Source organism: Streptomyces sp. UF-297 (assembly GCF_058245575.1).
This window is the reverse complement of the sequence record NZ_JBSIBZ010000079.1, coordinates 38,551-45,470: the sequence shown is the minus strand read 5'-3', so window position 1 is coordinate 45,470 and position 6,920 is coordinate 38,551. Positions and strand designations below refer to the sequence as shown.

The 6,920-nt window shown below is 68.8% G+C and carries 4 protein-coding genes; 2 read left to right on the top strand and 2 right to left on the bottom strand.

From position 1 onward, the window contains the following. Window positions 1–47: 47 nt before the first annotated feature. Window positions 48–848: an alpha/beta fold hydrolase gene (locus AC4IJH_RS33590; protein ID WP_490855723.1), complete on the bottom strand. Its 801-nt coding sequence runs from the start codon at window positions 846–848 to the stop codon at window positions 48–50. Window positions 849–973: 125 nt separating this feature from the next. Here AC4IJH_RS33590 and AC4IJH_RS33585 point away from each other — a divergent pair, with 125 nt between their 5' ends. Beyond that, the gene (locus tag AC4IJH_RS33585) at window positions 974–1,564 is read left to right on the top strand and encodes a TetR/AcrR family transcriptional regulator (protein ID WP_490855722.1); all 591 of its coding nucleotides are present in this window, start codon (window positions 974–976) and stop codon (window positions 1,562–1,564) included. 18 nt (window positions 1,565–1,582) lie between these two features. Beyond that, the gene (gene dnaE / locus AC4IJH_RS33580) at window positions 1,583–5,134 is read left to right on the top strand and encodes a DNA polymerase III subunit alpha (protein ID WP_490855721.1); all 3,552 of its coding nucleotides are present in this window, start codon (window positions 1,583–1,585) and stop codon (window positions 5,132–5,134) included. Window positions 5,135–5,162: 28 nt separating this feature from the next. On the opposite strand, the gene argS is transcribed toward dnaE, so the two are convergent. Next, window positions 5,163–6,920 (bottom strand): arginine--tRNA ligase, encoded by a 1,758-nt coding sequence (gene argS / locus AC4IJH_RS33575; RefSeq protein ID WP_490855720.1) that lies wholly within the window; start codon window positions 6,918–6,920, stop codon window positions 5,163–5,165.

The following is a 6,920-nucleotide window of genomic DNA, read 5'->3' as shown; positions in this document are numbered from 1 at the left end:
CCCCCCCCCCCCCCCCCCCCCCCCCCCCCCCCGCCCGGCCCCCGCACTCACACCCCCACGCGCGCCAGGAACTCCCGTACGTGGCCCAGCCACACCGCCCGGCGCTCCTCGCTCAGCACATGCCCGCCACCCGGGATGTCGATCAGTTCGGCGCCCACGATGCCGCGGGCCAGGCGCCGGGAGCTCTCCGGCAGGACCATGCGGTCCTCGGCCGGGGAGAGGACCAGGGTGGGTACGGCGATGCCGGCCAGGTCCTCGCGTACGTCCACGCGGGAGACCAGATCGAAATGGTCGGCCATGCCCGGGGGCATTCCGGCCTGTACGGCATCGACGGCCTGCTCGAGGTCCGCGTCAGACAGCCGCGCCAGCTCGTCCTCAGTCGAGACGCCCACCAGGGCCACCCGCGCCGCACTGCGCCGTTCCCCCGCCGCCGTCAGGACCTTGATCAGCTCGGCGGTCAGTCCGAGGCTGGGGTCCGCCTTGGCGAAGCCCGCGGTCAGGACGAGGGCCCGTACGCGCTCGGGGTGGCGGGCGGCGATGCGTATCGACACGGCCGTACCGAGGGATTCGCCGACGACGGTGAAGGACTCGTGCCCGGCGGCGACGGCGGAGGCCACCAACTGGTCGGCGAGATCGTCTATTTGGAGCGGAGCGTCGTCCACGGGCGTGCTGCCCGCGCCCGGGTAGTGCGGGCCGACGAGGGCGTGATCCCGGGACAGATCCTCCAGGACGTAGCCGAAGTTGCCCTCGATGCCGCCGCCGGCGCCGTGCGCCAGGAGGAGGGCGGGGCCGCTGCCCTGGACGAAGGTGTCGAAACGGGGGGCGGGAAGTGCTTGCTGAGTGCTCATGGAAAGGACGGTAGAGGCTCACATCGGTGTGAGGGTCAAGCGGGGTGGCGCTGTGACGTGCCGAAACACCCGGCTTGAACGGTCGTTCTGAACGATCGTTCAAGGATGGGGTAGGGTCTGCCGCCATGGGACACCGTGAACAGTTGATGGCCGGGGCCAAGCGATGCCTACAGGAGCGCGGGTATGCGCGTACCACCTCGCGGGACCTCGCGGCGGCGGCCGGGGCCCCGCTCGGTTCGATCAATTACCACTACGGGTCGAAGGAAGGGCTGCTGAACGCCGCGCTGATGGAGACGGTCATGGAGTGGGGGGACAAGGCGGTGGCGACGGCCGCCGACGACGGCGGGGCGGAGCGCGCCGACGCGCTCGGGCGGCTGCGGGAGATGTGGGAGCAGGTCATCGCGGCGAACAGCAGCCACCGCCCGATGCTGGTCTCCACGGTCGAGGCCTTCGCGCAGGCCGAGCGCTCGCCCGAGGTACGGCAGCAGATCGCCGACGCGATGGAGCGCTCGCGGCCCCGGATGGCCGCCGAACTGCACGGCATCGACGCCGAGGCGGACCCGCAGCTGGCGCGGGCGGTCGGCTCGGTGCACATGGCGCTGGTCGCCGGCCTGAGCCAGCAGTGGCTGGTGGACCCCGAGCACGCGCCCTCGGCGCAGGACGTGGCCGCGGGGCTGCGGGCGATCGCGGAGAGCATCACCGCCCGGGCCGAGTGAGAAAGGGGGAGGAGGACGATGGTCAACAGCACTCCCCCTTCCCGGCCGTTCACGCACCTGCATGTGCACACCCAGTACTCCCTGCTGGACGGTGCCGCGCGGCTGAAGGACCTGTTCCACGCCTGCAACGCGATGGGCATGACGCATATCGCCATGACCGATCACGGCAATCTGCACGGCGCGTACGACTTCTTCCACCAGGCGAAGAGCGCGGGCGTGACACCGATCGTCGGCATCGAGGCGTACGTGGCGCCAACGTCGCGGCGCAGCAAGCGCAAAGTCCAGTGGGGGCAGCCGCACCAGAAGCGGGACGATGTCTCGGGCTCCGGCGGCTATACGCACAAGACGATCTGGGCGGCGGACAAAACCGGGCTGCACCACCTCTTCCGGCTGTCCTCGGACGCGTACGCCGAGGGCTGGCTGACCAAATGGCCGCGGATGGACAAGGAGACCCTCGCGCGCTGGTCGAAAGGGCTGATCGCCTCGACCGGCTGCCCCTCGGGAGAGGTGCAGACGCGATTGCGGCTGGGGCAGTTCGACGAGGCGCTGCGGGCGGCGGGCGAATACCGGGACATCTTCGGCGCGGGCCGGTATTTCCTGGAGCTGATGGACCACGGCATCGAGATCGAACGCCGGGTGCGGGACGGCCTGTTGGAGATCGGAAACAAGCTCGGCATCCCGCCGCTGGTCACCAACGACTCGCACTACACCTACGCCCACGAGGCCTCCGCGCACGACGCGCTGCTGTGCATCCAGACCGGAAAGAATCTCTCCGACCCGGACCGCTTCCGCTTCGAGGGCACCGGCTATCACCTGAAGTCGGCCGAGGAGATGTACGCCGTCGACTCCTCCGACGCCTGGCAGGAGGGCTGCCGCAACACCCTTCTGGTCGCGGAGCAGATCGACACCGGCGGCATGTTCGCCAAGCGCGACCTGATGCCGAGATTCGCCGTGCCCGAGGGGCACACGGAGGTGAGCTGGTTCCGGGAGGAAGTGGGCCGAGGGCTCCGGAAGCGTTTCCCACAGGGTGTGGAGGAGCGCTATCGGCGGCAGGCCGCGTACGAGATGGACGTCATCGTCCAGATGGGCTTCCCCGGATACTTTCTCGTGGTCGCCGACTTCATCATGTGGGCCAAGGACAACGGCATCGCGGTGGGCCCCGGGCGCGGCTCGGCGGCCGGTTCGCTCGTCTCGTACGCCCTGGGGATCACCGACCTCGATCCGATCGAACACGGCCTGATCTTCGAGCGGTTCCTCAATCCGGAGCGCGTCTCGATGCCCGATGTCGACATCGATTTCGACGAGCGGCGGCGCGGGGAAGTGATCCGGTACGTCACCGAGAAATACGGCGCCGACAAGGTCGCGATGATCGGCACGTACGGCACGATCAAAGCGAAGAACGCCATCAAGGACTCCGCGCGGGTGCTCGGCTATCCCTATGCGATGGGCGACCGGCTCACCAAGGCCATGCCACCGGACGCCGGCGGAAAGGGCATCGAACTCAGCGGGATCACGGACCCGGAGCACCCGCGGTACGGCGAGGCGGGGCAGATCCGGGAGATGTACGAGAGCGAGCCGGACGCGAAGAAGGTCATCGACACCGCGAAGGGCGTGGAGGGCCTGGTGCGGCAGATGGGGGTGCACGCGGCCGGAGTCATCATGTCGAGCGAGGCGATCACCGATCACGTACCGGTGTGGGTGCGGCACACCGACAACGTCACCATCACGCAGTGGGACTACCCCAGTTGTGAATCCCTCGGCCTGCTGAAGATGGATTTCCTCGGGCTGCGCAACCTCACGATCATGGACGACGCGGTCCGGCTCATCCGGCAGAACACGGGTGAGGAACTGCGGCTGCTGGACCTGCCGCTGGACGATCCCGCGACCTTCGAGCTCTTCGCGCGCGGCGACACCCTCGGCGTCTTCCAGTTCGACAGCAACGCCATGCGCGCGCTCTTCCGGCTGATGAAGCCCGACCACTTCGAGGACATCACGGCGGTCACCGCCCTGTACCGGCCGGGCCCGATGGCCATGAACTCCCACACCAATTACGCGCTGCGCAAGACCGGCCAGCAGGACATCACCCCGATCCACCCGGAGCTGGCCGAGCCGCTGAAGGAAGTCCTCGGCCTGACCTACGGCTTGATCGTCTATCAGGAACAGGTGCAGAAGGCCGCCCAGATCCTCGCCGGATATTCGCTGGGCCAGGCCGATCTGCTGCGCCGCGCCATGGGCAAGAAGAAGAAAGAGGTCCTCGACAAGGAATTCGTGCCCTTCCGCTCCGGCTGCAGGGAGCGCGGCTACTCGGACGAGGCCGTTCAGGCGGTGTGGGACGTGCTGGTCCCCTTCGCCGGATACGCGTTCAACAAGGCGCACGCCGCCGCGTACGCCCTGGTCTCGTACTGGACGGCCTACCTCAAGGCGCACCACCCGGCGGAGTACATGTCCGGGCTCCTGACCTCCGTACGCGACGACAAGGACAAGATGGCGCTCTATCTCAGCGAGTGCCGCAGGATGGGCATCACGGTGCTGCCGCCCGATGTCAATGAATCGGACGCGGACTTCACCCCGCGGGGCACGGACCGTATCCGCTTCGGTCTCACCGCGGTACGCAATGTGGGCCGCAATGTCGTGGACTGTGTTGTGCGCGCACGCGAGGCGAAGGGGGCCTACCGGTCCTTCCCCGACTATCTCGACAAGGTGGCGGCCGCCGCCTGCAACAAACGCACCACCGAATCCCTCATCAAGGCGGGCGCGTTCGACGCGATGGGGCACACCCGCAAAGGGCTCACCGAGCACTACGAGTCACTGATCGACACTGTCCTCGCGGTCAAACGCAGGGAAGCGGAAGGGCAGTTCGACCTCTTCGCCGACATGGACGCCGAGGCCGAAGGCGACGGTCCGGGATTCGGGCTCGACGTGGAATTCTCCACGCAGGAGTGGGACCGCACCTCCCTGCTCGCCAACGAGCGCGACATGCTTGGCCTGTACGTCTCCGCACACCCCCTCGAAGGCCTCGAACACCTCCTCGGCGAGACGGCCGACGCCGCGATCTCCCAGCTTACCGGCGGGGAATTCGCCGACGGCGCGGTCATCACCCTCGGCGGCGTCGTCTCCACCCTGACCCGCAAGGTCACCAAACAGGGAAACCCCTGGGCGATCGCCACCGTCGAGGACCTGGCCGGCTCCATCGACTGCATGTTCTTCCCCGCCGCCTACCGGCTGGCGGCGCCCCAACTGGCCGAGGACGCCGTGGTGTTCGTCAAAGGGCGCCTTGACCGCCGGGAGGACGTACCGCGGGTGATGGCCATGGAGCTGACCGTCCCCGATCTCAGTACCGCGGGCCGGGAGGCGCCCGTACGGCTGCAGATCCCCGAGGCGGGCGTGACGGCCGAGGCGGTGGCCCGCCTCAAGGAGATCCTGGCCGCCCACCCCGGCCGCAGCGAAGTGCGCCTTGAGGTCCGCGGGCGCCACCGGACCGTCGTCTACCGCCTCGGCCCGCGCATCACCCCGGGCCCCGGCTTCTGGGCCGAGCTCAAAGCGGCGGTGGCCGTCACCCGGATCGGATGACGGCCACCGCGCAGGGGTTTCCCGCGGACTACAGGCGCTCGGGGGTACGGATGCCCAGCAGCGCCATGCCCTGGCGCAGGGTGCGGCCGGTCAGGTCGCACAGGAAGAGCCGGTTGGCGACCGTGTCGGCGTCCTCGGCCTTCAGGACCGGGCACTGGTCGTAGAAGGTCGTGTAGAGGGAGGCGAGCTGGTAGAGGTACGCGGCGAGCTTGTGCGGGGCGTACTCCGCCGCCGCCTCCGCGACGGTGGCGCCGAACGCGTCCAGGTGCAGGCCCAACGCCCGCTCCGCCGGGGCGAGTTCGAGCTCAGGGTGCGCGGCGGGCTTCGTCTCGTCCACCTTGCGCAGGATCGACTGGATACGGGCGTAGGCGTACTGGAGGTACACGCTGGTGTCGCCGTTGAGCGACACCATCTGGTCCAGGTCGAACTTGTAGTCGCGGTTCGCCGACGTCGACAGGTCCGCGTACTTCACCGCGCCGATGCCGACCTGGGCGCCGCGCTCCTGGATCTCCTCCTCGGTGAGGTCCCGCGCCTTCTCGCGCACCACCTCGGCGGCGCGCTGCGCGGCCTCGTCCAGCAGGTCCTCCAGGCGGACCGTCTCGCCCGCACGCGTCTTGAACGGCTTGCCGTCCGCGCCGAGCACCGTGCCGTAACCCATGTTGTGGGCCTTGACCTGGTCGTTGAGCCAGCCCATGCGCCGGGCCGTCTCGAAGACCATCTTGAAGTGCAGGGACTGGCGTACGTCGACGACGTAGATCAGCGACGTCGCGTTCAGGTCGGTGACCCGGTTCCGGATCGCCGAGAGGTCGGAGGCCGCGTAACCGAAGCCGCCGTCCGCCTTCTGCACGATCAGCGGGACCGGCTGGTCGTCCTTGCCCTTGATGTCGTCGAAGAAGACGACGAGCGCGCCCTCGGAGCGGACCGCGACGCCCGATTCCTCCAGGAGCCGCGCCGTCTCCGGCATCAGGTCGTTGTACGCGGACTCGCCGACGATCTCGTCGTCCCGCACCTCCATGTCCAGCTTCTCGAAGACGGAGTAGAAGTAGACCTTCGACTCGTCCACGAACTGCTGCCACAGCTCCAGGGTCTCCTTGTCGCCGGACTGCAGGGCGACGACCCGCTTGCGGGCCCGCTCCTTGAAGTCCTCGTCGGCGTCGAAGACGGCCCGCGAGGCCTTGTAGACCCGGTTCAGGTTGGACATGGCCTGCTCGCCGTCGACCTCGGCGGCCGGGGCGAGCTCGCCCGGGTTCTCGATGAGGTACTGGATGAGCATGCCGAACTGGGTGCCCCAGTCGCCGATGTGGTGGCGGCCGATGGTCTTCTCGCCGGTGAAGTCCAGCATGTGGCGCAGCGCGTCGCCGATGACGGCGGAGCGCAGGTGGCCCACGTGCATCTCCTTGGCCACATTGGGCTGGGCGTAGTCGATGACGGTGGTGCCCGCGTGCGGGTTCAGCGGCACGCCGAGCCGGTCACTGTCGGCGGCGCGGGCCGCGAGCGTCTCGGTGATCGCCCGGTCGGTGAGCGTGATGTTCAGGAAGCCGGGCCCGGAGACCTCGATCTCCTGGAACAGGTCATCGGCGGGCAGGCCCTCGACGACCTTGGCGGCCAGCTCGCGCGGGTTGCCCTTGAGCTTCTTGGCCAGCGCCAGCATGCCGTTGGCCTGGAAGTCGGCCCGGTCACTTCGTCGCAGCAGCGGGTCCGCGGCGCCGGCCTCCGGCAGGGCTGCCGAGAGGGCGTCCGCGACGCGCTGGTTGACCGTGGCTGCGAGGGAAGGGACCGAAGTCAT